The 23,595-nt window shown below is 35.7% G+C and carries 25 protein-coding genes; 13 read left to right on the plus strand and 12 right to left on the minus strand.

Annotation, left to right across the window (positions count from 1 at the left end):
• Nucleotides 1–25 precede the first annotated feature (25 nt).
• The 10 genes from H8R22_RS01155 to H8R22_RS01200 all read right to left on the minus strand — a co-directional run bounded on the left by H8R22_RS01155 (nucleotide 26) and on the right by H8R22_RS01200 (nucleotide 12,463).
• Nucleotides 26–1,315, minus strand: coding sequence for a DASH family cryptochrome (locus H8R22_RS01155; RefSeq protein ID WP_187009349.1), 1,290 nt, complete (start codon nucleotides 1,313–1,315; stop codon nucleotides 26–28).
• A gap of 52 nt (nucleotides 1,316–1,367) precedes the next feature.
• On the minus strand, nucleotides 1,368–2,903 hold the full coding sequence (locus tag H8R22_RS01160) for a cryptochrome/photolyase family protein (RefSeq protein ID WP_187009348.1): 1,536 nt from the start codon (nucleotides 2,901–2,903) through the stop codon (nucleotides 1,368–1,370).
• Nucleotide 2,904: 1 nt separating this feature from the next.
• The gene (locus tag H8R22_RS01165; RefSeq protein WP_187009347.1) at nucleotides 2,905–3,042 is read right to left on the minus strand and encodes a DUF2256 domain-containing protein; all 138 of its coding nucleotides are present in this window, start codon (nucleotides 3,040–3,042) and stop codon (nucleotides 2,905–2,907) included.
• Nucleotides 3,029–3,763 carry a YqjF family protein gene (locus H8R22_RS01170; protein WP_187009346.1) on the minus strand — a complete coding sequence of 245 codons (735 nt, stop codon included), beginning with the start codon at nucleotides 3,761–3,763 and terminating at the stop codon, nucleotides 3,029–3,031. Before H8R22_RS01170 ends, H8R22_RS01165 begins: the two co-directional genes overlap by 14 nt.
• A complete protein-coding gene (locus H8R22_RS15700) occupies nucleotides 3,763–5,253 on the minus strand; it encodes a cryptochrome/deoxyribodipyrimidine photo-lyase family protein (RefSeq protein WP_187009345.1) in 1,491 nt (496 codons plus the stop codon). The genes H8R22_RS01170 and H8R22_RS15700 overlap by 1 nt, the downstream gene beginning before the upstream one ends.
• A gap of 218 nt (nucleotides 5,254–5,471) precedes the next feature.
• Nucleotides 5,472–7,679, minus strand: coding sequence for a TonB-dependent receptor (locus H8R22_RS01180; protein WP_187009344.1), 2,208 nt, complete (start codon nucleotides 7,677–7,679; stop codon nucleotides 5,472–5,474).
• Nucleotides 7,680–7,896: 217 nt separating this feature from the next.
• Complete coding sequence (locus tag H8R22_RS01185) at nucleotides 7,897–8,289, minus strand: hypothetical protein (RefSeq protein WP_225878963.1); 393 nt, start codon at nucleotides 8,287–8,289, stop codon at nucleotides 7,897–7,899.
• Between the two features lie 63 nt (nucleotides 8,290–8,352).
• On the minus strand, nucleotides 8,353–9,348 hold the full coding sequence (locus H8R22_RS01190) for an aspartate-semialdehyde dehydrogenase (RefSeq protein WP_187009343.1): 996 nt from the start codon (nucleotides 9,346–9,348) through the stop codon (nucleotides 8,353–8,355).
• Between the two features lie 163 nt (nucleotides 9,349–9,511).
• A complete protein-coding gene (gene mscL, locus H8R22_RS01195) occupies nucleotides 9,512–9,928 on the minus strand; it encodes a large conductance mechanosensitive channel protein MscL (RefSeq protein WP_187009342.1) in 417 nt (138 codons plus the stop codon).
• 90 nt (nucleotides 9,929–10,018) lie between these two features.
• Entirely contained in the window at nucleotides 10,019–12,463 is a 2,445-nt protein-coding gene (locus H8R22_RS01200; RefSeq protein ID WP_187009341.1) for a bifunctional UDP-N-acetylmuramoyl-tripeptide:D-alanyl-D-alanine ligase/alanine racemase, read from the minus strand.
• Between the two features lie 196 nt (nucleotides 12,464–12,659).
• On the opposite strand from H8R22_RS01200, the gene H8R22_RS01205 reads away from it, so the two are divergent.
• The gene (locus H8R22_RS01205; protein ID WP_225875987.1) at nucleotides 12,660–13,307 is read left to right on the plus strand and encodes a hypothetical protein; all 648 of its coding nucleotides are present in this window, start codon (nucleotides 12,660–12,662) and stop codon (nucleotides 13,305–13,307) included.
• On the opposite strand, the gene H8R22_RS01210 is transcribed toward H8R22_RS01205, so the two are convergent.
• Nucleotides 13,302–14,033: a porin family protein gene (locus tag H8R22_RS01210; RefSeq protein WP_187009340.1), complete on the minus strand. Its 732-nt coding sequence runs from the start codon at nucleotides 14,031–14,033 to the stop codon at nucleotides 13,302–13,304. The two genes, H8R22_RS01205 and H8R22_RS01210, sit on opposite strands and share 6 nt — an antisense overlap.
• Nucleotides 14,034–14,554: 521 nt before the next feature.
• Nucleotides 14,555–14,926 (minus strand): hypothetical protein, encoded by a 372-nt coding sequence (locus tag H8R22_RS01215; protein ID WP_187009339.1) that lies wholly within the window; start codon nucleotides 14,924–14,926, stop codon nucleotides 14,555–14,557.
• A 96-nt stretch (nucleotides 14,927–15,022) separates the two neighbouring features.
• Between H8R22_RS01215 and H8R22_RS01220 the strand changes: the two genes are divergently transcribed.
• From H8R22_RS01220 to H8R22_RS01280, 12 genes are all read left to right on the plus strand, one after another.
• Entirely contained in the window at nucleotides 15,023–15,322 is a 300-nt protein-coding gene (locus tag H8R22_RS01220) for a hypothetical protein (protein WP_187009338.1), read from the plus strand.
• A gap of 303 nt (nucleotides 15,323–15,625) precedes the next feature.
• Entirely contained in the window at nucleotides 15,626–15,784 is a 159-nt protein-coding gene (locus tag H8R22_RS01230; protein ID WP_187009336.1) for a hypothetical protein, read from the plus strand.
• A 52-nt stretch (nucleotides 15,785–15,836) separates the two neighbouring features.
• Nucleotides 15,837–16,307 (plus strand): hypothetical protein, encoded by a 471-nt coding sequence (locus H8R22_RS01235; protein WP_187009335.1) that lies wholly within the window; start codon nucleotides 15,837–15,839, stop codon nucleotides 16,305–16,307.
• Between the two features lie 3 nt (nucleotides 16,308–16,310).
• Nucleotides 16,311–19,748 (plus strand): DNA primase, encoded by a 3,438-nt coding sequence (gene dnaG / locus H8R22_RS01240; protein ID WP_187009334.1) that lies wholly within the window; start codon nucleotides 16,311–16,313, stop codon nucleotides 19,746–19,748.
• A gap of 2 nt (nucleotides 19,749–19,750) precedes the next feature.
• Nucleotides 19,751–20,035: a hypothetical protein gene (locus H8R22_RS01245; protein ID WP_187009333.1), complete on the plus strand. Its 285-nt coding sequence runs from the start codon at nucleotides 19,751–19,753 to the stop codon at nucleotides 20,033–20,035.
• Complete coding sequence (locus H8R22_RS01250; RefSeq protein ID WP_187009332.1) at nucleotides 20,032–20,874, plus strand: DNA adenine methylase; 843 nt, start codon at nucleotides 20,032–20,034, stop codon at nucleotides 20,872–20,874. The genes H8R22_RS01245 and H8R22_RS01250 overlap by 4 nt, the downstream gene beginning before the upstream one ends.
• 18 nt (nucleotides 20,875–20,892) lie before the next feature.
• A complete protein-coding gene (locus tag H8R22_RS01255) occupies nucleotides 20,893–21,147 on the plus strand; it encodes a hypothetical protein (protein WP_187009331.1) in 255 nt (84 codons plus the stop codon).
• Nucleotides 21,148–21,160: 13 nt separating this feature from the next.
• Nucleotides 21,161–21,631 carry a hypothetical protein gene (locus H8R22_RS01260; protein ID WP_187009330.1) on the plus strand — a complete coding sequence of 157 codons (471 nt, stop codon included), beginning with the start codon at nucleotides 21,161–21,163 and terminating at the stop codon, nucleotides 21,629–21,631.
• A gap of 26 nt (nucleotides 21,632–21,657) precedes the next feature.
• Entirely contained in the window at nucleotides 21,658–21,933 is a 276-nt protein-coding gene (locus tag H8R22_RS01265; RefSeq protein WP_187009329.1) for a DUF3127 domain-containing protein, read from the plus strand.
• A 459-nt stretch (nucleotides 21,934–22,392) separates the two neighbouring features.
• The gene (locus H8R22_RS01270) at nucleotides 22,393–22,581 is read left to right on the plus strand and encodes a hypothetical protein (RefSeq protein WP_187009328.1); all 189 of its coding nucleotides are present in this window, start codon (nucleotides 22,393–22,395) and stop codon (nucleotides 22,579–22,581) included.
• The gene (locus H8R22_RS01275) at nucleotides 22,568–22,867 is read left to right on the plus strand and encodes a hypothetical protein (RefSeq protein ID WP_187009327.1); all 300 of its coding nucleotides are present in this window, start codon (nucleotides 22,568–22,570) and stop codon (nucleotides 22,865–22,867) included. Before H8R22_RS01270 ends, H8R22_RS01275 begins: the two co-directional genes overlap by 14 nt.
• Nucleotides 22,867–23,556, plus strand: coding sequence for a hypothetical protein (locus H8R22_RS01280; protein WP_187009326.1), 690 nt, complete (start codon nucleotides 22,867–22,869; stop codon nucleotides 23,554–23,556). Before H8R22_RS01275 ends, H8R22_RS01280 begins: the two co-directional genes overlap by 1 nt.
• The last annotated feature ends 39 nt before the right edge of the window (nucleotides 23,557–23,595 follow it).

A 23,595-nucleotide genomic window follows, 5' to 3' on the forward strand; every position in this document is an offset into this window, starting at 1 on the left:
TACCTCAGGCACTTTATTTAAGGATTTATTTTAACCATAAATCTCTAAATACACTGTCTTTATCGTAATCCTTAGCTTGTTTCTCGATATTAAAATAACGGTGTTTTCTCGGATCATTACCTACTCCTGCAAGATAGGCCCAATTTCCCCAATTGCTACAAGCATCATAATCGATGAGTTGAGATTCAAAGTAAGCCGCTCCTAATCGCCAGTCCATATTAAGTTCGTTACAAAAATAACTCGCCACATTTTGACGGCCTCGATTGCTCATAAAACCTGTTTGCTTCAATTCGATCATATTTGCATTTATAAAATCCGATGGTGTTGCCCCATTAATCCATTGTGAGAGTAATTTTTCATTCAGGGATTTTGAATTGGGCTTATCGGATTTAATACCGGCATACAAGAAAAATTTGGTCTGGTATTTTTTGAACATAAATCGAAAGAAATCACGCCACAGCAACTCAAAAACCAACCAATAAGTAGATTCATTGGCCTCATACATTTCCTCGTATTTTTTTACCTGATCATAAATTGTTCTTGGAGAAATACAGCCGAGAGCCAACCACGCTGAGAATTTTGAAGAGTAATCTTCACCTACCATTCCGTTTCTTGTTTCTTTGTAAACAGAAAGGTTTTTGGTTTCATAAAAATAATGATTCAACCTCGCTAATGCCTCTGTTTCTCCTCCTTTAAATTGTATGGCCGCACGAGGATCGATAGGTGTATAATCTAAACCTAATTCTTCTAAAGTAGGCAATACCAAAACCGGAATTTCAGGTGAACTAATAGCGTCTGGCTTTGGGAAAACCGCTCTAACGGTAGCATCTAATTCTGTTTTTCTTCTAAACTGAGTAAACACATCAGGAATGTTTTTGATTGCAAAAGGAAGATCTTGGGCATGATACATCGTACTTGTACTTAGTGTCTCCAGCTCACAACGCATCTTAAAAAGCGCCTCTTGTACTTTTTTTTCAGTTTGTTTTTCTTCATAGGCTACTTCCCTTTTTGCAAACACTTTTTGTGCTTTGTACTGCGCAGCAATTTTGGGAATTTCTTCTTCGGGCCTACCTTTTAAAATCAATAATCCTGAACCTATTTTACGCAAGTTAGCGTCTAAATCAGTTAAAGATTCCAATAGAAACTGTGCTCTAAAACTACCCGTTTTAGGATATCCATACGTAGTGATTTCGAACTCTGAATCATCAAAACAATAAACAGGTAGCACATTGTCTCCGTGTGCAATTGCTTTTAAAAGGGCTTCATTATCTTCTAATCGTAAATCGGTTTTAAACCAAACTATCGCTGTTTTCATAGTAATCGTAATTTATTTTTGTAGAATAAAAATCAGTAGCTCTCTACCAGTTTTACAATTCATTAATGTTTTTCAAATAATAATCGGCTTGTTCTAGTAAGGCCGTTTGTGCTTCGGGCTTCATTTTTCGCCAAACATTGTACATCATTCCGATTCGTGGATTCTTTCCTAATTTGTCTTCGTTTTTATCATAAAAGTTCCAATATAAGCTGTTAAATGGGCAGGCTTTCTCACCTGTTTTGACCTCCTTTTTATAAAAACAACTCCCGCAATAATGGCTCATTTTATCGATATACGAAGCAGAGCTTACATAGGGTTTTGTGCCTACGATACCACCATCAGCAAATTGGCTCATTCCTCGAGTATTGGTAATCTCGACCCACTCAATAGCATCGATATAAATCCCAAGATACCAAGCGTCTATTTCATCAGGATGCACTCCGGCCAAAAGCGCAAAGTTCCCCGTGATCATTAACCGCTGGATGTGGTGTGCGTAAGCGAAATTCAAAGATTGATTGATGGCATCTTTTAAACAATTCATCTTGGTCTTTCCTGTCCAAAACCAATCTGGTAATTTTTCTTCATTATTAAAAAAGTTCATCGTTGCATATTCTGGCATTTTTAACCAATAAATACCTCGCATGTACTCTCTCCACCCTATGATTTGCCTAACAAAACCCTCTAACTGATTGTATTCTATTTTATCAGGATTAGCTCGCCAAGCTTGAATTGCTTTTTCGATCACTTCCTGTGGCGAAATCATCTTGATATTCATCGAAAAAGACAATCTAGAGTGATACAACGACCACTCATTTGGCGTCATCGCATCTTGATAGCTACCAAATAAATGCAGGCATTCGTCGATAAAAAAATCTAATAATTCTAGTGACTGTTCTCTATTTATAGGCCAAACAAAATTAGCTGCATCTATTGTTCCAATGGTTTTAGCATCTGTCTTATTAACTTCTGCAAGAATTTCAGTCACGTCATTGGAAAAAACTAAAGGCGCTGTAGGCTTGTGGTTTTTGGGTAATTTTTTTCTGTTTTCGCTATCGTAATTCCACTTCCCTGTCAAAGGCTGATCGCCTTCCATGAGGACATCGTGCTGTTTACGAAGCATGCGGTAAAAATTTTCTAAGATAAACGTCTTTTTCCCTTCGAAGAAATCGGCCAAATCAGTGCGGGACGTATAGAAATGTTCTGAATCAACCACTGCTGTCGAAATAGCAATCGCTGAACAGAGCTCTTTTAAAAGTGCATCAACCCGAAACTCATCAGGCTGCTGGTATTCCAAATGCGTAAATTGGTGCTTTGCAATTAGGCTTTTAATATTTTTATCAAAAGATTGTAAATTGTCTTCATCATTCAAATAAATGTAGATTACCTCATGCTTTTTGGCTTTTAAATCCAAGTAAAAAGCTTGCATGGCAGCAAAAAAACCAACTACTTTTTGAATGTGGTGCTTTGCATAATCGGTTTCTGAGCGCACTTCCATCATCACATACACTACCGAATCATCTACGGTCTTGAACCATGAATGATTAGAATTAAGTTGGTCGCCAAGAATTAATCGTACTGTTTTACTCATTTTATTTGTTGCTTCTGCATTTATCACTGCAGTATTTTACTTCATCCCACACTTTTTCCCATTTTTTCCTCCACGTAAAAGGCCGGTTGCAAACCAGACACATTTTTGAGGGTAAATTTTGCTTTTTAACTCCTTTCATGATCAAAATTTAATCGGTTGCGTTTCCACTCTATCCCTACCGCTGAACCTTCGGCTATAAAAACGGCAGTAGGCTCCGTAGTATTTAAAACTGAAAATGCATCACCATACATTGCTTTGAAATCACAATTTATCTTGTACTTTGCTACTTTATTTACGAGCCAACTCGGATGTTGCAATTTGTATTCTTCGCTGGTATTTTCGTCAATTTTGGTATAACCGTAATAATGTTCGTATATAAATTGCTCCAAACTCTCGCTTTTCATCGGAACCGATTCAGTGCCTGCCTCAACATAAATACTATTCCATTTTTTATTACGCAGCCATTCAAAATTTACTTTTTTTGTTGTGCCTTCATCACTAATTTGGTGTTTTGTAGGCACCACTGTATAATGTTCGTTATATAATTTATTAGCCATCCAAGCTACAATGGGATACGGAATTGTTTCATTGATAAAGACAACGCCGCGTTTGACTTTGTTACCTTCTTTTCGAACCACATAAAACCGCAAATTAATTTCTTCGAAAGTGCCAAACCACGGAATGGTCACATTAAACAATTTAGTATTCTTAAACATAAAACCAACAAGACTGATGTAAGCCTTACCATCGAACAAGTCCAATTCGACTCCTTTTGGTAAAAAAGGAAGTAGAATGGCAGGATCAATTTCATAATTGGCCATTATGATGTTTTCCCACTTTGCTTTTAAAAATAGTGTCATTATGATTTTGTCTTTTTTACTCGTCGGTTAGGGTTAGAAACATGTTTCTTCAAAATACGTTTCCCTTCTTCTTTTACTTCGTCTTTCTTACGGAAACTCCATACAATATCGCTGGCATATTTTCTAGTCTCTTCGATATTTACAATTGGTTCTGGATAGTCTTTCCCTATTTCGCAATTATAAAATTGTTGTTCAATGGGGTTTAACTTCCAGGGTTCATGAATCAAATTAACTGGAATATCAGCTAGCTCCGGCAACCATTTTTTTATAAATACCCCTTCAGGATCATGGTCTTCTGAGTTTTTTATGGGACTATAAATCCGAATTGTATTGATGCCTGTCGTACCCGATTGCATTTGAATTTGCGGATAATGAATTCCCGGCTCATAGTCTAAAAATTGCCTCGCTAAAAAATGCAACTCTCGCCAATCTTGCCAAAGATTAAAGGTAAAAAAGGACACCACCATAGCACGCATTCTAAAATTAATATAACCTGTCGCTACTAAGCACCGCATGCAAGCATCGACAATGGGAACACCCGTTTTTCCTTCTTGCCAAGCTTTGATGTAGCTTTCGTTTTTTGGTTTAACCAAAACATCATAAGCTCTATTGACGTTTTCAAACTCCATTCGACATTCGTCTTCAAACTTTTGAATAAAGTGGCAATGCCAATGCAGGCGGGATACGAAGTTTAGAATCGCTCTTTTGTTCTTAGAATTCTCGTAATGCTGATTGGTATACTGGTAAATCATTCGCATACTAATATTCCCATACGTCAAATAGGGCGACAATCGACTGCAACCCGTCCTACTCAAAGCGGGTTTTGATATGTGCTTGCTGTAATTCACATAACGCTCCTTTACAAAACTATCTAAATAACGCCAAGCCCAATACTCGCCTCCTTGCTGAAAGTTTGTATTTCTGGTTGTTATTTCATCCGAAAGGTTTTCGCCCTTTAATTTATCGTAAAAAGAGAGGTCCAACTGAACAACATTTAATAATTGTTCGTTTAAAATTTTAGGTTCTGCTCGCATGACCTCTTCCCAACGCTTGTCCCAATATTGTCTTGATTTTAATCGCCTAATAACACCATGCATTTGTGACTCTTTCCAGCTAATATTATTTTGCTGAAAGAACTCTTGCATCGCTACATCTCTATCATAAGTGACTTTATTTCCTATTTCTTGATGTGAAAAAACGGTTTTTATCTCATACTGTGCCACCAATTCCTTAAAAACAGTAGCTACTTCGTCATGAAAAAAATAGATCGTGGCATTGATTGGGTTTAACTTTTTTTGTAGATCCTGAATAGACTCGTAAACAAATCGCCAATGGCGCACATCAGCATCATCATAATTCATAACAGAAGGTTCAAAAAAATAAACCAACAACAAAGGTAAGTCCGAATTGTGTGCAGCAAACAAGGCCTCGTTATCTACGAAACGCAAATCCCTTTTGAACCAAACAATATTTACGGGAGTTTTAATCACTACTACTTACTGCTTTTTTATTTTGTTTAATCTTTAAATACAATTGTTAAACAAAGATACAAAACTTAGCTTTACAATCAATCAAATTGTTGTTTTATAAACAGCAAAGGCACAAAATCAATGGTAAAATGATCTTGTGCCTTTTTGTTTTGGCTATAAAACTTGCGCCTAGTTTTACACAAATGCAATAGTTAGGTTTCTTCCTGCTTATTTAAAATTTAAATAGTGAAATTCACGCCTAACACGATGTTTCTTCCTATGTTCGGAATTCCATCATTTTTAAGTCGGGATAGATGAGCAATGTATCTTTTGTCGAATAGATTATTTCCGTTTAGGTTAACATTGAATACCGTTTTACCCCAAGTTACTTTCCCACCAAATCCTAAATTGACCAGTGTGTAACCTTTTGAACTTGTTTCGAAACCACTCACATTATTTTGATTGAATGTAGAACTTAAATTAAGTGTAGCGAAACCTTGGTCTAACCAGTTTTTAATAGAAAACTCGGTTCTGATGGTATTGTTCCAATTATTAGCAGGAATTAATGGCAAGTATTCTCCATCTTGTTTTTTACCTGTTACGGTTTCAAAACTCGTTTCGTAATGCAACCAATCTAGCGGATGTGGATGAAAATGAAATCCTATTTCACCTCCATATAATTTTGCATTGTCCTGAACGTAATTAAACACATCGTTGTTATCCAACATAAAACCCGCCGGCGAAGTGTAAATATAATTGTTGATGTGGTTGTAGAAACCATTTACAAAAAATTCAAAATGGCTATTGTTGTACTCCAAATTCAAATCTGTTTGTACGTTTTGCTCTGTTTTCAAATTCTCGTTTCCTACTTCGTATCTGTTCGTTCCTTCGTGAACGCCATTAGAAGTTAATTCTGCAAGATTAGGTGCTCTAAATCCTGAAGCAACATTCAAACGCATGGTGACATTCTCAGTTATATTTGTTTTATACCCAAGAGACGCATTAAAACTATCAAATGATCTGTCGATCGCCTTGAAATAGCCTTCATCGCCAAATACTCCATTTTCGATAGAAGTAATTTGTCGGTTATCAAATCGCAATCCTGCTTGTACTACATTTGATCCCCACTCATAATTCCCAGTACCAAAAATTCCAAAATCATTGGTCGTAGCATCTGGAATAAGGTATTCTTCTCCTGAGTTCACATTCGTTTGATGCATTCCTTGCACGCCAATAATTGATTCAAAAGCACCAACTTTAGGAAGATGGTATTTTGCATTGTAATTGAAGGTGTTTAATTTCATTTGCAAACCTGCTACATCACTATCTTCAAATTCAGAACGATCATTTGATACATATCCTAAATCGACATCTAACTTGCTGTTTTTGAAGTACACAACCGAATTTAAACTCAACAAATGGCTAAAAACGCCTTGTCTCGGGAAACCCGTATTTTTGCTTGATGATTGATCAGCGATTCCATCTTCTGGAATACCTAAATCCAATTTATTGTAATTGTATCGCAACGTACTACTGAATTTGGAGTTACTATACCCTATTCCTGTTTTAAAGTCGGTTTCGTTATAACGGGTATTCGTAACGCGTTCTCCTCCCGCAATTCGATAGTCAGAGTGTGTATTGAAACTCCCTCTCGCGAGAAACTTCCAGTTATCAGTCGATGTTTTTAACCCTAATGAAGAATTACTTCCTAGCGTATTTGAGAATAATTTTTGATTAAAATCGGCTTTAAAAGTATGTGCATCCGCAAATTTTTCTGGGTTGAAATACAAAACACCACCTATGGCATCTGAACCATACAATAGCGAAGCAGGTCCCTTAATTACCTCAACACTTTCTACTCCAGCATCGTTTAAACCTAAACCATGCTCGTCGCCAAATTGTTGATTCTCCATACGAACTCCTTGCGAGTAAACTAAAACACGGTTACCGCTCAAACCACGAATTACCGGCTTACCTATCGATGTTCCGGTGGATACTTGTGATACTCCGGGAATAGTAGCCAATCCTTCAATTAAAGTTGCCGTTCCTTTTTGCTGTAGCTCTCTGATAGTGGCATGCTCTACCTTCATTACATTTTGTGATTGTAACTTATTAAAAGCAGTGGAAACAATAACCTCATCCATCTTAAAAATGGCTTGCTCTAAATTAATGTTTAAGGTGTTACTGTTTGCCATAACTATAATTGTTTTAGTTTGATTATTAAAACCAACATAATCAAAAACTAATTTTAAAGATCCCAAAGGAACATTAGAAATAGTATAATTTCCGCTTCCATCCGTTGTGGTTCCTTTGTGTAATTCTGGGGCATATATAGAAACACCCACTATTGGATTTTTATCTTTATCGGTAACTGTTCCAGAAACCGAATTTTGTGCGTGAAGTATGGCCGAAAACCCTAGCAATAGGGTGATTATTATATTTTTCATTGAAGTGATTGTATTGTTATTACGAAATAAAGTTTCTGTTTAACAAACGAACCATACAACGTATCCATCTAAATAAAACAAAAGTATTTGTACAACTTCTATTTTATTTGGACAATACGAGAAAATAGTTCTTTGTAAAAAGAAAAATAGCTAGTTGCTTTTGACTCAAATCCGAAACGAATTTACAGCAGCAACGCCCCAAAAGGTAAGGGGTTAATTAAGTAAAAACAGTTGGTGGTCCTCTATGGGCGTACAAACTTCCTGAAAAGGATAAGATTCCTTTTGCAGTTTTATAAAAATAAGGTACTTGATTAAAATTTGTAATCAGCTTGTAAGCAATAACCTTGGGAGCTAGATAAGAGCCAAAACTAAAGTGACAAACTTTACAATCATCTACAGTGTGATGCTGGTGTGTTATTTCAGGCTCACCGTAGTTATTCTTTTTATGATGACACTCTTTGTCTGCAAATTGCTGGACAAAATGCTCATAAGTATGCAGCGATTGAAACAGTATTGAGAACAATACCGTCATCACTAATGACATACTTACAATGAGTTTTTTACTTTGCATCGCTAACAAAGGTACTAAAAACATAAAAAAGAAAACCATTTGTTTTAACAAAACATAAAGAATGTTAAAACAAATGGTTTTATCTTTTGGTTATAATTGTATTTATACTAAGTTGTGACTTCTTAAATATTCAGCAATTTGAATCGTGTTAGTAGCAGCACCTTTGCGCAAGTTATCAGCAACCACCCACATGTTTATGGTATTAGGTTGCGACTCATCTCTTCTAATACGCCCAACAAAAACTTCGTTTTTACCTTCGGCATACATAGGCATTGGATACTCAAATTCTTGTAAATTATCTTGAACAACAATACCGTCTGTTTCTTGTAAAATAGTACGAACCTCATTTACATCGAAGTCATTGGTAAACTCTACATTTAATGCTTCACTGTGACCTCCTACAATAGGCACACGAACTGCAGTAGCGGTAACAGCTATAGTGTTGTCGCTTAATATTTTCTTAGTTTCACGAACTAACTTCATTTCTTCTTTGGTGTATCCATTCTCTTCGAACGAATCGCATTGTGGAATTGCATTTCTATGAATAGGATATTTGTACGCCATCTCACCATCTATTCCAGCATATTCGTTTTCGAGTTGTTGCACTGCTTTTACGCCCGTTCCAGTAATCGATTGGTAAGTAGAAACGATGATTCTCTTAATATTGTATTTTTTATGCAAAGGAGCCAATGCTAAAACCATTTGGATCGTTGAGCAGTTCGGATTTGCAATAATCTTATCCTCCTTAGTTAATTCAGATGCATTAATTTCTGGTACTATCAGCTTTTTTGTTGGATCCATTCTCCATGCAGATGAATTATCAATCACAGTTGTTCCTACTGCCGCAAATTTAGGCGCCCACTCTAATGATGTTTCACCTCCAGCGGAAAATAAGGCAATATCAGGTTGCATGGCAACAGCCGTAGCTAAACCTACTACTGCAAATGTTTTTCCGTTAAAAGAAATTTCCTTACCAACAGATCGCTCTGAAGCAACAAGAATCAAATCGTCAGCATTAGAAACAAAATTTCTTTCTGCTAAAACCTGTAACATAACCTCACCAACCATACCGGTTGCACCTACTACTGCTATTTTCATTTTATTATAAATTTAGGACTATTGTTTATATGGAACAAAAGTAAGTAATAAAGAAATAAAAATAAGACCATTCACAAAAAGTAACAAAATGTTACAATTATAACAAAAAAGAAAAACCACCCAATTTCTTGGGTGGTTAAGTTGAACATATAATGCAGCGGTCTTATTTTTTTAACAAATCTCTAATTTGAGTAAGTAACTCTTCTTGCGTAGGTCCAGCTGGTGCTGCAGGAGCAACTTCCTCTTTCTTTTTCATTCTCTCAGCAGCTCTTAAAACTATAAATACAAAAAGAGCAATGATTACAAAATTAATAATTGCTTGTACCAAGTTACCGTAGGTTATTACGGCTGCTCCAGCTGCTTTCGCAGCATCAAGATTAACGTAACTTTCTCCGTTCAATGCAATAAACTTAGTTGTAAAATCTACACCTCCCGTTAACAAACCAACTACTGGCATAATAATATCGTCAACAGCTGAACCAACAACTTTGCCAAATGCACCACCAATAACTACAGCAGTTGCTAAACTTAATACATCGCCTTTCATTAAAGAGGCTTTAAAATCACTAAAAAATCCCATACTTCTAAATTAAAATTAATACTGTTTTTGAATAATCTAAACTATGTTAAAAAAAACTTAAAAACATAAATACACGTTAATAAGCCGTTATCAACGATAAAATACACGTTTTACTCGTTGTGAAATACTTGTCAGCACTTCGTATGGAATCGTATTAAGTTTTTTTGCTATAAAGGAGACTGTTGGTTTCTCTCCAAAAATAATAACAGAATCCCCCTCTGTACAATCAATTTCAGTGACATCTACCATGAGCATATCCATGCAAATACTACCTATAATTTTTGCTTTCTTATCCTTGATGATTACAAATCCTAATCCATTTCCCCAACCTCTCGAAATACCATCAGCATAACCAATAGGAATTGTTGCGACCTTCGTAGGTCTATCAGCTACGAATTTACGTCCATAACCCACGCTTTCTCCAGCTCCTATTGTTCTTGTTTGTGATATAACTGATTTAAGTGTCCCGACATTCTCTAAAAATTGCTGTTCGGCTGGATCGTTCGAGACGCCGTACAATCCTATTCCTAAACGGACCATATTGTATTGTGCATCCGGAAAATTACTTATTCCAGAAGTGTTTAGTATGTGACGAATTGGATTAATATCCAATTCCTTTATTATTTTAGATGATAATTTTTCGAATAATTGAATTTGTTTTAAAGCAAATCCTAGATGCTCTAAATCATCGCTTGTCGCTAAATGTGATAAAATACTTTGCACTTTTACTGTACTTTCTCCTTTTAATGCTGCAATTAGTTCATCGAGCGAATTTTCTTCGAATCCCAAGCGGTGCATTCCAGTATCGACTTTGATGTGAATAGGGAAATGTTGTAAGTTTTTTTTCTTTGCGATTTTTAAAAAAGCATACAATCCTTTTAAACAATATATTTCAGGCTCTAATTTGTGTTGTATTATAGCAGCAAAACTAGTGTTCTCCGGATTTAATACCATTATTGGTAATTTTATACCTCCGTTTTTCAATGAAATTCCTTCATCGGCGAAAGCCACACCTAAATAATCAACCTTGTGATACTCTAACAACTTTGCGATTTCTAAACCTCCATTACCATAACCAAAGGCTTTTACCATCACCATCATTTTTACTTTTGGAGCAAGCTTTGACTTGAAAAAATTTAAGTTATAGCTAATCGCATTTAAATTGATTTCTAGAACTGTTTCATGGGTTTTTTCCTCTAATAGATACACAATTTCTTCAAACTGAAAAGATCGTGCTCCTTTAATCAAAATTGTTTCGTTACTAAAATCGAGTGTTTCAAAATTAGCTATAAAATCAGCCGTAGTATCAAAGGTGGTGCAGTTTACAAAGGAATCTTTAAAAGCTGAAATAGTAGTCCCTATTCCTATTACTCTAGTAATATTATTCGAAACTACTAACTGCGCTACTCTCGAATACAAATCCTCTATTGCTAGTCCACTTTGAAAAATGTCGGATAAAATAAGTGTTTTTTTAGAAAATTGTTTTTGACTTTCTAAAAAATCTAAGGCTATTTTTAAAGATTGAAAATCAGAACTGTAACTATCATCTATTATACTACAATTATTAATTCCGTTTTTTACTTTTAATCGCATTTCAACAGGAAAAAGCAACGCCATTCGAGACTGAATGGTTTCGAAATCATAATTAAAATAAAGCAAAACAAGTAAACAGGAAATAGCATTTTCGATCGAAGCCTTGTCTTGAAAAGGAATACTTAACTCAAAACTTTGCTCCTTATACTGATATGATACTGTTGTAAGACCATTAAGAGTATTTTTCTTGGTTACAACGACATTGGCACTTTTATCATTGTAGCTCCAAGAGAATGTTTTTATATCACTTGCTATGCAGGAATCTACTAAAACATCTTTTTGATAAATGAGTACTTCACAATCTTTAAATAGCAACAGTTTTTCATTAATCTTTTGCTTTAAGCTAACAAAACCCTCGTCATGTGACGAACCAATACTAGTTAAAACTCCAATAGTAGGTTTTATAATTTGTTCCAACTTAACCATCTCTGCGACAGTAGAGATTCCTGCCTCGAAAATCCCTAAATTATGCTTTTCATTTATGGCAATGACAGATAAAGGCACGCCTACCTGTGAGTTATAACTTTTAGGGCTACGGATTACATTAAAATCAGGACTTAGCAGAAAATTAAGCCACTCTTTTACTATGGTTTTTCCGTTACTTCCTGTTAATCCAATCACTGGGAAATCGAAAAAGCTACGGTAATAACCTGCGAACTGCTGCAAAGCGACCAATGTATCATTGACTACTAGAAAATTAGCACTATTAGCACATTCTTCAGGTATATGACTCACCACAAAATTACTAACTCCTTTTTCAATTAAATCTTTAATGTAACTGTGTGCATCATTATTTGGGCCTACAATAGCAAAAAATAGGGTACTATCGCTATTTTGTAAGGAACGACTATCGATGGAAACGGAACTAACAACTCCCTCTTTCTCGTGTCCTGAAAAACGGGCATTAAGTACAGAAATAATATTTTTGATAAGTATACTCATGATTGTTATTTGCTAATTTTGGCTTACTTCGTCCTGCTTTTTAAATCTCAGTATTGACGCAACAAGACCCTTTTGCCTCAAAAATAAGACTTCTTTTCAAAACTGGAGTACTCTCCCGTCAGTAATTAGATAAACTCGAACCCTACTTTTCTTGTTTTATTCTTAAGATGCTACTTATTTTAATGATAACAACAAAATGATATTTATTATATTTGCTTTAGAACCAATATTTGATACCTTGAAAAAATACCTCACTTTATTCTCTTACATTTTTCATCCTGTATTCATTCCAGTTTACGCGACTTTGTTTTATATTTTTGCAAAAAACGCTGACATTGGTTTTCAAGAAAAAATTTTCATACTCCTTCAGGTCTTCATTGTAACATTAGTAATTCCTATTCTATTTTTCTTTTTGCTAAAAGCAACCGGTAAAATTAGCTCTTTGATGGTTCCTGATATTGCAGAAAGAAAGCTGCCACTAGTAATACATTCGTTTTTGATTATTATTTTAGTTAAGCAAAGTATTACGCTAGATCGCTATAGCGAACTACATTTTTTTATGCTTGGTGCGTTAATGAGCACGTTGATCGCTCTAATTCTCTTGTTTTTTAAGTCAAAAGCGAGTTTGCATATGATGGGGATCACTGGCTTGACTATCTTTTATTTCGGGTTAAGTATTGCGCACCAAACACAAAACATCGGTTTCTTTGCAGCACTAATTTTTACGAATGGTTTAGTCGCTTCGTCGCGCCTAGAAATGAAAGCGCATACCACAAAGGAAATACTAATAGGCATGCTTTTAGGCGGAAGTCCGCAGCTTTTATTGATGCCATTATGGTTATAGAATATAAAATATAATACCCAATTGCAAGGATCTAAAGTCCACTTTTTGACCATTTACTTCGGCGGATTTAAACAGCGGATTTAGTCCGTAGTACGCATAGAGATTGATGGTATTGTATCCTCCTGATAAATATACACCGTACAAAAAATCATTAAAATCATTATTATTTGTTATGACTGTTTTAGCTGTAGATGTCTTAAAAACAGACTTATCATAAAGCAAATAACTAAACTTTACACCTCCATACACTCTCCAAAACTTATAACTTTCAAAAGTTGATGATCGCCATCTAAATTCTAACGGAACTTCAACTAATAATTGAGTAAATTTATTTTTTTCAAAACCCGCTCCATCATTATCAATAGTATAATTATTTAGTCCACCTACTTTCGAAATAGTTAAATTTTCATTGTAATTATTGAGAGCAAAACCTAGACCGGTCGCAATGGCTACATTCCTGTTTTTATTAATGGGCATGTCTCTCAAAAATCCAGCAGAGACACCCAATGAGATTTTTTGTTGCGAAAGATTTTCTGGTTTGTTTTGAAGCGTATTATATGTTAGACCTACATAAAACTGATCTTCTCTGTAAAGGGAATCAACTGGTTTTGTGGATTGTAGTTCCGGAATTGGTTTTTCTTGAGCAATTGCAGAGCATACAAAAAGTAGCACAAAAGAACTAGTAAGTAAATTCTTAATGTATATCCATCTTGCAGAAAATCCCATAATCATCTTATTATAATTAAAATATACCTTTGCTATGCGCTGCCACAAATATAAGATTTTTTAGAGGTAAAGATGAAGTTAGCTATTTTTTCACCTGTGCGATTTAAAAAAAATATCTTCAAACTACTATATATCAAAAAAACAGACCACCATTTAAACATAAAATATTTCCGTTTCGTGAAGCATTCAAATTTGCAGAAAAAACAGAATGAACTTCATTAACCCCACAAAAAGACATATTATAAAGGAATAAAGCTTAGTTTTAAATTCTTTGGAATTTTAGATTTTATTTTAATGTATTCCCAAATTAAAAGTTTGACTCACTCTAAAACAAAAAATGCTCCCCTTTCAGGAAGCATTATTGGTTTGCAGAGAGAAAGGGATTTTAATTTTACAATATTAAAATTATCTTAGGCTGTAAACCCTTGTATATCAACACTATTTTTTTATTCAAAACTTATTTTTAGTTCTATTTTGACACAAATATGACACAGGGCAAAGCTCCTAATGTGCCGTACTTACTACTTACACGTCACTTTTTTTAATTCAAAAAGTATATCCTCAAGCTTACTATAAATATCTTCCTGCCCTATTTTTTTAGAGTATTTTGGTTCTGGTTCATTTACAATTACGCTAGTTTCATTTTCACTTCCTATAAATATATTATCATCATCCTTCAATAGCCAGTTTAAATTCAAATCTGGAAAAATCTCCATTAATAAATCTATAATTTTAGTGCCTATATTTTGTTTTCCACGAGTATAGGCGTTCCATTGTGAATAATTTACATTGAAATCATCACAAAACATTGGCAGATAGGACTTCTCCGGATACCCTTTGTTTGCTCCATAAATCTCAATTAATCTTGATATTTTTTCTCCAGCTATATTCATAAATCTATTTTTTTTTAAAAAAGTAGTGTTTTTTAATTGATATTTCAATTAATCTATATATATTTGTCAAACCAATCTTAAACAAATTATAAACAAATGACAAACAAAGATAACACAGTTCCCGCCGAAAACAAAAAAGCATTTACCCCAAAGCTCATAAACGAAGCCTTAGAAAGTCTTCCAAGCAACTATGTAAACCAGACTTTAATTATTCTGGACAAATGGAAAGACAGCGGTTTGATCGAAAACACTTTCTCCCGAGTTTATATTTCTAGAGTTAAAACTGGACTGAATGGCGCTTTCAACGAAGACATTATGAACGCACTTGTAGAAGTGGGTATGAATAACAAGAAAGTACAGGAGAAGTTTGGCCGTAAAACAAAAAAAACCTCTTAATCTAATTAAAGATCTCGAGGCTTAATTCATTCATTTAGCGATGACAAATATAAACAATTACCCCGTAAAACAGAGAAATAAGACTATTTATTCAACAGTTGACATTCCTCTAACGCCTTTTGAAATTGACATGATAAAGCTTTTGGCTACCGAGGATACGCTTCCCGTAATTGCCGAAAAACTAAAAGTGTGCATCAACACTTTTGAAACCAGAAAACACAAACTGTTTGAAAAACTACATGTGTTGTCCCGTGCCAGACTGGTGGCCGTGTGTTATGATTTAAGAATCTTAAAACCTCAGATATGCACGTAGCACTTCCCACTAAAAAACAGGCTAGAATTTTAGGATTGAAAATAAACGAAATAGATCTATCAGAAGATTACAGTCCCAGAGACAAATTACTGATGATGAACTTCTATAAAAAGAAACTCCGAAAGCTCTATCCTAATAAAAATATCTAATACACAAGCCCGCCACCAGACGGGCTTACTAAACCAAAAAAAAGCACCATTTATGTCAAACGAAAAAATAAACTCCCAGATCGCTCTTCTACAGGAGCAAATTTATAACCTAGAACAATCAGGATATTTTACTGAAAAAGAAATGGATTCTCAATCCTTTGCTCTTCGTCAAGAAATCGAGGCCTTACAATCGCAATTACTTCCTATAGAAAAGGTTCTTGGAGTTTCAGAGGATGAAGTTGTATTACTTGCTAAAACACTTAAAAGCTGTTTTACTGCTGAAAGAATAGCACCTACTCCTTACGGAATGTCTCCAGGTTGCTATATCGAAGGCTCACGATTTCATAAGCAATATTTCTCGCAAATGCCCTCTCCAGCACTATTAAACACATGGAACACCTTAAAACTGGAAATGTCATTTGTAAGTAAAGATGATGATTCTAAGTCCATAGACATGCAGCAGGATCATTTTACAGATAGTTGGAACATAGTAGGCAGAGAACTAATAATCAGTAAAGGATAATCTATGAAGTTTATAAAACAATCCTCTATTGATAATTTGATTGATGAAGCTCGTATTGATGTCGTTATTGGAGCCACTGAAGAACTGAAAAAGAAAGGCGTTCACTATTTCTGTTTTTCTCCTTTTACAGGCGAGAAAGGAACGCCTTCTTTATGCGTGCATGTGGTGAAAAACTTCTTTTATGATAATTCGGCTGGATTTGGAGGAAACTCGGTGCAGTTTATCATGAAGAAATACCCAACTATGAACTTCTTTGAAGCGGTGGAAAAAGTGGCCGAGATCACCGGTATCGTTTTGGAATACGAAGAACAATCAGAAGATGCTAAGAAAATTCATGACGAAATATTGTCCATGAAAAAGATCGTGCAGTTTTGCTCTGACCAATACCAAAAGAAATTCAACAGCCTTGCCATAACAGATTGGGCAAAGAAAATGATGATCAGTGATCGTGGATTTTCTGAGGAAATTCTGCAGGAATTTATGATTGGATTTGCACCCGATGAAAGAAGCTTCGTTTCCACTCCACTAATCAACAACGCTCACTTTGAACTATCAAAAACTTTAGGGTTTACCAATACGAAAGATGGTGCATCGTATGACTTCTTTAGAAACAGAATCATGTTTCCTATTCACAACGAAAAAGGCGATATCATCGGTTTTGGAGGAAGAATCAGCAACAGCGAAGAAGATAAGACTTATGCCAAGTACATGAATTCTAAGGAAAGCAAGCTCTACTTAAAAGAAAGAGTGTTGTACGGACTTTGGCAAGCTAAAAAGAAAATTGCTTCTTCAGGGAAAGCCATTTTACTAGAAGGATATACGGATGTAATGGCTTTGCACCAAGCCAATGCAGGAAATGCAATTGCTACCTGCGGAACTTCATTGACTGAGGGCCACGCCAAATTATTGCAACGTTTTTGCAAACATGTGATTTTGTTTCGTGATGGGGACAAAGCGGGATTGAGAGCCGTACACCGTGATATTGATATTTGTTTGCGCTTTGGTTTCAAAGTCGAAGTGGTGATTTGCCCTGATGGAGAAGATCCTGACAGCTTGTCTAAACAATGCGATATCAATGAGTTTATCGAAAAAAACCGTGAGGATGCCATTCTTTGGAAAGCTAAATTTTTACAGGAAGAAGCTAAGAACCCGGAACTGGAAGCATTAGAACAAACGCTGCGCGAAGAACTAGATAAAACGATCGTTGAGTTAAAATATCAGTTGGCTACTGAGGAGGAACTAAAAGCACTTTCTATTCACGATAGAAAATTTAAGAAAAAAGAAAATGACGAAATCTTTAGATCTATTGCGGAACAGGAAAAAGAACTAAAACAAGAACTGGCCGACTTGCCAAAATACGATCCTTCCCTGGTTGCTGCTTCGGTAGAAAGCATGGCCAATACTTTGCACCTGATTCCTAACAAAATTGAGCAAACTGCCTATGTGAAAATGGTTTCGAAAATACTAGGGCAAAAACCGCTAGTCATTACTGGAATTATTACAGCCACGGAAGAAAATGAAGCGAAAGCCAAAAAAGGAAAATCACAAGAAGCCGACAAAAAAGAACATGAAGTGCTTGGACTTCCGGAAGGAGCCAATAAAGATCAGTATTTGACAGATCGTTTTTGTGAAATAGGAAATGTGTACTGGTTTCGCCGTGAAAACTCCTTTGTTTTAGGCACTAATTTTAGAGTAATCCCGCTTTTCCATGTGGAAGGTCGCGCTGATAATAAAAGACTTTGTGAGGTCATCAACCACCTTGGACACAAAAGACTGATAGATTTTGAATCGACTGACTTAATCAATTTTACCAAAATAAAAGAACGTTTGATCATGGAGGGTTTCTTCTTCTTTGAACCAGGAGCGAGAAACGAAGACTTTCAATTGGTGGCTAAGAAACTGCTGAATGATTTTATCACGGCTTCTGAATTGAAAATACTAGGCTACCAACGCCAAGGTTTCTTTGCTTTTGCAGATGGAATTTACAACGACAATAATTTCCATAAAGTCAATAAATACGGCATCGTAAACGTGGAAGGATTAGAAAAAACCGAAAGTGAATACCGCTCTGATATCACGCACTTTTATTCTCCATCACATTCTGAGATTTACAAAGCTGCCAATGAAGGTGATGATCCATTCGAAAATGACCGTCATTTTATTCATAAAGCGGCACCGGTTTCTCTGGACCAATGGGCATCACAAATGGTAACCGTTTTTGGTGATAAAGGAAGATTGGGAGTAGCATTTTGTTTGGCTGCTAATTTTAGAGATTTATTCATTCAGCATTACAATTTCTTTCCCTTATTTGGAGGATTTGGGCAAAAAGACAGCGGTAAATCAGGATTTGGTTCTTGCCTTCAGGCGTTCTTTTATCACAACCTGAACCCATTAGAACTGAACACTTCTACACTGGTAGGTTTGTCCAGAAGATTGACCAGAGTGAAGAATTCAATTGTTTTTTGTGACGAGATGCGCGACGATATCGACGAGGGAATGCACCAAACATTGAAAGGAACTTGGAACGGAATAGGCCGTGAAAAAGGAAAAGGATTTGAAAGCAATAGAACCACGGTTGACAAAATCAACTCGGCGGTTTATTATTCCGGGCAATATTTACCAACCCGTGATGATGGTGCTTTGCCTTCCCGCTCGATCATTACCAACTTTGAAAACAAGGAATTCACCTCTAACGAAAAAGAGCAATACAACAAGCTGATTGCCTGGAACAAAGAAGGAATTTCGTCTTTTATACTGGACACAATCAAACACCGTGATTTCTTTGCCAAAAACATGACTCGAGTATATGCTGAAACTCAAAAGGAAATGAAAGCCGCTCTGAAAGAGCAGGAATACCAAAACCGAGTTTTTGACAATTATATTGTTCTCCTGGTAACGGTAAAAATGTTGCAAGACAAATTCAACTTTCCTTTTACCTACGAGCAATATTTCAACTTGACAAAAGAAGCCATTGTCGAAAACTCAGAAACAATTGCTGACAGTGATGGATTAGCTGCTTTCTGGAGAATTGTCGAATACTTGGCAGATCCTGCACAGCATTCGATCAAGCAAGGTTCTGATTTCCTTATCGAAAGAGCTTCGACATTTGAATACATCCCGAAGAGAGGAGAAAAAGCCACGTACACCAATAAAGAACGAGACAAGATCATATTTATCAACTTCTCCAAAGTGCACCAAGATTACCACAAGGAAGTTTCTAAACGTCAAGGCGAAGAAGTTATTGGAGCTACGACGATCAGGAATTATTTGAAATCTAAGAAATACTTCATTGGGCTTTTTGGTAGTAAAAGAATGGGTGATAAATGCCCGAGCGGATATGCTTTTAATTATTCGATGATGCAGCGATTGGGGATCTTGAATTTAGATGATATCAACGACACACAAATTGACATTGAAATGCCTGATGACTTAAAATTTTAATTATGGACGGTAAAGAATTTTATAAGTACGCAAAACCATGTATCGAGGCGCAAATTACTATTTATCCAAAGCCCTCTAACACGGGCAAATACAAAATAGTGATCAACACTCGAGGTCATGAAAAGATAGGTGAAGAGATTTATCAAAACGAGTCCTATATAAAATCTGAAACCATCCGCACACCCGCAGGAATGAAAGTAGTAAGAATAGAAGTTCCGGGTGTTTATGACAAAATATTAGAATTATACAAGGCGATTTGCCTTAAAAATAAATTTGCACAATTATGAGCGGAAATACTAATAAAATAATAGCATTCAATTATTTCGGGGGTAAGTTTTCTTGGCTTGATAATATTTACAAAAACTTTCCGGAAGACTTTACTCATTTGATTGAAGTATTTGGAGGCTCATTGGCAGTGTCACTTAATTATCGAAAAGAATGCATAAAAACAGCTAATGAAATTAATTCTGAGGTTACAAATTTTTTTCAAGTTTTAAGAGACCATGAGCCGGAACTAATACGCCTACTACTTCTAACACCTTGTTCAAATCTAGAATATGACAACTGTTGGCTTAAAACGGATGATCATATCGAAAATGCTAGAAGATTTTATGTAAGAGTTCGCCAATCTTTTTTTGGGCTTGGATGCTCTAGAAAAAATAAAGGGTGGCATTTTGCAAAACAAAACGGAGATACTAGAGGGGGAGAAACGGTAAGTAAATGGTTTAATGCGCTTGAAAAACTTCATGAGGTTGCTGAAGTATTAAGAAATAATTTTCAAATAACGAACTGCGACTATAAGGATATTTTAGACAAGGCAGATTTCCCGAAAGCATTCTTCTATTTAGACCCTCCATATTCCAAAAGAAGCAGAAAATCATATAATGATTACGCCTTTGAATTCTCTGATGAAGATCATTTTGAACTAGCCAGTAAACTTGCTGAAATAAAAGGAAAGGCTATGATATCAGGATATGATTGTTCCTTAATGAACGATTTATATAAAGACTGGCGAAAAGTTAAGTTTCCTATAAAGAAAAATAATATTAGATCTGGAGAAGTTCAAGAAGTTATTTGGATGAATTACGATAAACAAACTGAAGATTTATTTACAACCAATTATTAATTAAACAAACATTTAGCGATGGAAACAAAAAAAGAGATTATCAGCAACAGAAGAATTCGGGCAAAAGTAAAGGAAACACAGGTTTTCCTTGCCTTGAATAAAGTCCAGCAGGGAATTGTGAGTACGAGGCAAAACCTCACCGCTATTAGCAATGGAGTCGCTTCGGTAAAAGTCAACGGAATAGTGCACTGGGAAACCTTCTCTCAGAACAGCCGGAACAACTCAGAGATCATCCGAGAGATTTACACCAATAGTTTAGAAGTTAAATTTTAGAAAACAAAATCACATGACAATAGAAATTAAAAAAAATATAGCATCCTCTATTTATATCAATACACCAGAAACCAGCTGGGCACTATTCTGGTTTAGTCTAGATGGCGATTTATTATTACAATCTGACTGGGGAACTTACACGCATCGTTGGAGGGGTTTTGGTGATGATTTCGAGAAGTTCTTAAAAGGATTGGACGTGGAGTATTTCGTCGGGAAACTTTCAAGACAAGACGTAAACCAAACTAGAACGCACGAGAAGCAAAAAGAAATTCTGAGACTTTTATTTGTTCATTTTATAACGGCTTTGAAAACTCAGCAAACTGAAAAACCAAACCTTGAACTCAAACAAGAGATTATTTCCAAAGCCAATAAATGGGATGAACTTCATGAGAAAATTGGGAAGATTTATTACGATGAAAATTTTCAAGGGGATTTGACAGATATCGGAGAAATAGCAGCTTTGAAATTAGGGTATTTAATATAAAAACAACAATCAAAAAAATAGAATTTATGCAAGCATCAGGAATTATACAAAGAATACTAGAGACAAAAGCAACTGCGTCAGGATTTGAAACTAGGTCAGTTCATATAAAAACCGAGGAACAATATCCCCAAGTTTTAGATATTCAATTTACACAGGGAAAGGTTGTCGACCTAGACAAGTTTGCACCAGGACAAAAGGTGAAAATTGACATCAACCTCAAAGGTCGTGAGTGGACGAATGCTCAAGGAGAACTTGTAGTATTCAACACCATTCAAGGATGGAAAATAGAAGAAGTAAAGTAAGATGTATTCCTTCAACGAAATTGACTTGATGTTTAAAAACTGCCTTTGCTGCGAAGAAGTACGCCGAGTAAGGGCAGCTTTTACACCGGTTATTGAAGACCGCGAACTTTCAAATATGAAAATATTTTATATCAGAAAAAAATCAAGGCTTCGCCAGATGGAGCTCGAAAACAAACCGAATCAATCCCGTAAATCATGAGTAAAAAACAATGTCCAGTATGCGGTCTTCATAAAAAAGCCTGCTTACACAGTCAACAACTTCGAGAAGAAATCACAGATTTAAGAGTCACCCGCATGTTGTGGTTCTCGATAGGTTTTATCCTAGCAATGGGGCTCCTTTTATTTCAAACAATTATCAACCCTCAAATAAATTAAGATGATGAAAATGATTAAAAAATTCTTCACCACAATATACAAGGGACTGCAAGAACAATCTAGAAACTGCCCAAGAGACACAAAGTGGTAATCACGATGGAAGACGAACCAATCAAACCGGAACTGCTGGCTCTTGGAGTCGAGATCCAAATGGAACTGATCTCCATAGGCATGGATGAAGTCGAGATTATGAACTTTTGGGACGAATGCTATAAGGCAGCCCAAAAAAACAAACCAGAAACCATAAAATTTAAGAATCATGAACAAAATTGAATTAGGAGAAGCTATAGTCGTAATTGTTTGTGAAGGAGGCAGAGCCATTGGAAGAGCGGCTGCAATCTCGCACGTAATGTCTAAAATGCAAAATGTGGTAATAGGGGCAAATTTTCAGGAAATTATGAATAAACAGTCAAATACTGTTTTTGCAAATGAATCAATGAATTTTCCTTGTATCGATTTGCCTCCAATGATTGAACCCAATGAAATAAAGGCACGGAAGACATTTGAGGAGCCAAAGTCAAAATATATTAACCGACCAATTAAAAATCACAGATGGTAATGAGCAAAACTAAATATCACCCCATATTATTTTCTACGCCAATGGTTCAGGCGATAATCGAAGGAAGAAAAACCCAGACCAGGAGAACCAAAGGATTGGAAAAAGTAAATACAGACTGGAGACCATGGAAATTCGTCGATTTCTGTTCTAATCCAGAGAGTGAAAATGACAACAGAAAACATGCGATTTTTAGATGTTTTATTGACACATGGTTTACCGTGCCCTGTCTTTACGAAGTGGGCGATGTGCTTTGGGTTAGGGAAACGTTTTGTAAAATACCTGATTTAAGTTTTTCATACAAAGCTTCAATTTGTGAAAATTCAGAAGATATCAGACAGGATTATTTAAAACAAGGACAAAAATGGGCCAATTGGAAGCCTTCTATTTTTATGCCAAAAGAAGCCTGCAGAATTTTCCTAAAAGTAAAATCAATTCGTATCGAAAGGCTGCAGGATATCAGCGAAGAGGATGCTCAAGCGGAAGGAGCAAAAGACAGTTTAAAACACAGTGAATTGAAAATATTAGAAGGTTTAGGTGATTGGCCAATTCCCCGCCCTTTTCAGAGTCATCAGTTCGGGTTTTTGTCTATCTGGTGCACCATAAATGGCTGCGAGAATTGGTTAGAAAACCCATTTGTTTGGGTGTATGAGTTTGAAAAAATTGAGAAACCTTTAGATTTTATAGTATGATCGAGAGTCCGTTTAAAGGATCAAACTTAGAGGCAACCA

The organism is Flavobacterium kayseriense (genome assembly GCF_014305095.1).
Lineage (GTDB): Bacteria > Bacteroidota > Bacteroidia > Flavobacteriales > Flavobacteriaceae > Flavobacterium > Flavobacterium kayseriense.

Excerpts from the sequence above, each read along its gene's own strand:
- H8R22_RS01245 (WP_187009333.1), top strand. The coding sequence starts at position 19,751 with ATGGACGGTAAAGAATTTTATAAGTACGCAAAACCATGTATCGAGGCG.
- H8R22_RS01230 (WP_187009336.1), top strand. The coding sequence starts at position 15,626 with ATGCACGTAGCACTTCCCACTAAAAAACAGGCTAGAATTTTAGGATTG.
- H8R22_RS01255 (WP_187009331.1), top strand. The coding sequence starts at position 20,893 with ATGGAAACAAAAAAAGAGATTATCAGCAACAGAAGAATTCGGGCAAAA.
- H8R22_RS01220 (WP_187009338.1), top strand. The coding sequence starts at position 15,023 with ATGACAAACAAAGATAACACAGTTCCCGCCGAAAACAAAAAAGCATTT.
- H8R22_RS01265 (WP_187009329.1), top strand. The coding sequence starts at position 21,658 with ATGCAAGCATCAGGAATTATACAAAGAATACTAGAGACAAAAGCAACT.
- H8R22_RS01250 (WP_187009332.1), top strand. The coding sequence starts at position 20,032 with ATGAGCGGAAATACTAATAAAATAATAGCATTCAATTATTTCGGGGGT.
- H8R22_RS01275 (WP_187009327.1), top strand. The coding sequence starts at position 22,568 with ATGAACAAAATTGAATTAGGAGAAGCTATAGTCGTAATTGTTTGTGAA.
- H8R22_RS01280 (WP_187009326.1), top strand. The coding sequence starts at position 22,867 with ATGAGCAAAACTAAATATCACCCCATATTATTTTCTACGCCAATGGTT.
- dnaG (WP_187009334.1), top strand. The coding sequence starts at position 16,311 with ATGAAGTTTATAAAACAATCCTCTATTGATAATTTGATTGATGAAGCT.
- H8R22_RS01200 (WP_187009341.1), bottom strand. The coding sequence starts at position 12,463 with ATGAGTATACTTATCAAAAATATTATTTCTGTACTTAATGCCCGTTTT.
- H8R22_RS01205 (WP_225875987.1), top strand. The coding sequence starts at position 12,660 with ATGATATTTATTATATTTGCTTTAGAACCAATATTTGATACCTTGAAA.
- H8R22_RS01190 (WP_187009343.1), bottom strand. The coding sequence starts at position 9,348 with ATGAAAATAGCAGTAGTAGGTGCAACCGGTATGGTTGGTGAGGTTATG.
- H8R22_RS01170 (WP_187009346.1), bottom strand. The coding sequence starts at position 3,763 with ATGACACTATTTTTAAAAGCAAAGTGGGAAAACATCATAATGGCCAAT.
- H8R22_RS01215 (WP_187009339.1), bottom strand. The coding sequence starts at position 14,926 with ATGAATATAGCTGGAGAAAAAATATCAAGATTAATTGAGATTTATGGA.
- H8R22_RS01235 (WP_187009335.1), top strand. The coding sequence starts at position 15,837 with ATGTCAAACGAAAAAATAAACTCCCAGATCGCTCTTCTACAGGAGCAA.
- H8R22_RS01185 (WP_225878963.1), bottom strand. The coding sequence starts at position 8,289 with ATGGTTTTCTTTTTTATGTTTTTAGTACCTTTGTTAGCGATGCAAAGT.
- H8R22_RS01165 (WP_187009347.1), bottom strand. The coding sequence starts at position 3,042 with ATGAAAGGAGTTAAAAAGCAAAATTTACCCTCAAAAATGTGTCTGGTT.
- H8R22_RS01260 (WP_187009330.1), top strand. The coding sequence starts at position 21,161 with ATGACAATAGAAATTAAAAAAAATATAGCATCCTCTATTTATATCAAT.
- H8R22_RS01155 (WP_187009349.1), bottom strand. The coding sequence starts at position 1,315 with ATGAAAACAGCGATAGTTTGGTTTAAAACCGATTTACGATTAGAAGAT.
- H8R22_RS01160 (WP_187009348.1), bottom strand. The coding sequence starts at position 2,903 with ATGAGTAAAACAGTACGATTAATTCTTGGCGACCAACTTAATTCTAAT.
- H8R22_RS01180 (WP_187009344.1), bottom strand. The coding sequence starts at position 7,679 with ATGAAAAATATAATAATCACCCTATTGCTAGGGTTTTCGGCCATACTT.
- H8R22_RS01210 (WP_187009340.1), bottom strand. The coding sequence starts at position 14,033 with ATGGGATTTTCTGCAAGATGGATATACATTAAGAATTTACTTACTAGT.
- mscL (WP_187009342.1), bottom strand. The coding sequence starts at position 9,928 with ATGGGATTTTTTAGTGATTTTAAAGCCTCTTTAATGAAAGGCGATGTA.